Raw genomic sequence first — 1,351 nt, forward strand, 5'->3', positions numbered from 1 at the left:
CACCGCGAAATACGCATCATGCACCGAACGCACAATGTCCGGGCGGGTCACATTCAGGATCTCGTTGCAACCCTCGAGCTGCTGGAAATCCTCCATCGACGGATCCTGCGCCTGAAGCATCGTGCCCATCGCCCCGTCCGCAACCACCACACGGGTCGCGAGGGCTTCGCGCAAGGCGTTCGCGCGGGCCTGCTGGGCAGCAGTCAGTTCATTGACAGTCATCAGGCGCTCACCACCGTGTCGTCGGTCCGGCCGATCAGCTCGGCCGCCGTGATCCGGTACTCCTGGGTGCCGATCGTCTTGAGTGCCTCGGTGGCCAGTGCGCAGCCCAGGCGTGCCGCTCGCGGCATCGGCCAGCTCCGGCTGAGGCCGGTGAGGAACCCGGCCCGGAAGGCGTCGCCGACGCCGGTCGGGTCGGCCACGTGGTCGGTCGGTACGGCGGGGACCGTCACCGGCGTGCTGTCGGAGCGCGCGATGACCACACCGTCCGCTCCCCGCGTGGTGACCCAGGTTCCCACCTGGTCGAGCACCTGGCGCTCCGTCCAGCCGGAGAGCTGCTGGAGGAGGGCCGCTTCGTACTCGTTGGTGAAGAGCAGGTCCGCTCCCTCCACCAGGCGCCGGGCCTCGGCCCGGTCGAGGCGGGCGAGTTGCTGTGAGGGGTCGGCGGCGAACGACAGTCCCAGGGTGCGGCACTCGTCGGTGTGGCGGACCATCGCCTCCGGGTCGTTGGGGGCGATCACCACCAGGTCGAGGCCGCCGACCCGTTCGGCGATCGGGGCCAGCGTCAGCTCGCGGGCCTCGGACATCGCCCCGGCGTAGAAGGTGGCGATCTGGTTCTGGTCGGTGTCGGTGGTGCAGACGAAGCGTGCGGTGTGCCGGGACTCGCTGATCCGTACGGAGTCGGTGTCGACGCCGGCCGCCTCCAGCCAGGCCCGGTACTCGGCGAAGTCGATGCCTGCCGCGCCCACCAGGATCGGACGGAGCCCCAGGCTGCCCAGTCCGAAGGCGATGTTGGCCGCCACCCCGCCGCGACGGACCTCCAGGTCGTCGGCGAGGAACGACAGTGACACCTTGTCGAGTCGCCCCTCGATCAGCTGATCGGCGAAGCGTCCTGGATAGGCCATCAGGTGGTCGGTCGCAATCGAACCGGTAACGGCGATACGCACAGCGGTGCCTCCTCTGGGCAGTGACGGGACAGCGGGCCGGGGTGGTCAGCCCAGGGCGACGGCGCGGAGCTTCTCCGCCCGGTCGGTGCGCTCCCAGGTGAAGTCGGGCAGTTCACGGCCGAAGTGGCCGTACGCGGCGGTCTGGGCGTAGATGGGCCGCAGCAGGTCGAGGTCGCGGATGATGG

The 1,351-nt window shown here is 69.8% G+C and carries 3 protein-coding genes; all 3 read right to left on the reverse strand.

Features of this window, described 5'->3' with window-relative positions:
* On the reverse strand, positions 1-222 hold a 222-nt coding region (locus tag P3T39_RS37395; protein ID WP_280703790.1), incomplete at its 3' end, for a homocysteine S-methyltransferase family protein.
* The gene (locus P3T39_RS37400; RefSeq protein ID WP_280703791.1) at positions 222-1,166 is read right to left on the reverse strand and encodes a carbohydrate kinase family protein; all 945 of its coding nucleotides are present in this window, start codon (positions 1,164-1,166) and stop codon (positions 222-224) included. The genes P3T39_RS37395 and P3T39_RS37400, both read right to left, overlap by 1 nt.
* A 45-nt stretch (positions 1,167-1,211) precedes the next feature.
* On the reverse strand, positions 1,212-1,351 hold a 140-nt coding region (locus tag P3T39_RS37405), incomplete at its 5' end, for a methionine adenosyltransferase domain-containing protein (protein WP_280703792.1).

The organism is Kitasatospora sp. GP82, from assembly GCF_029892105.1.
In the GTDB taxonomy this organism is placed as follows: Bacteria; Actinomycetota; Actinomycetes; order Streptomycetales; family Streptomycetaceae; genus Kitasatospora.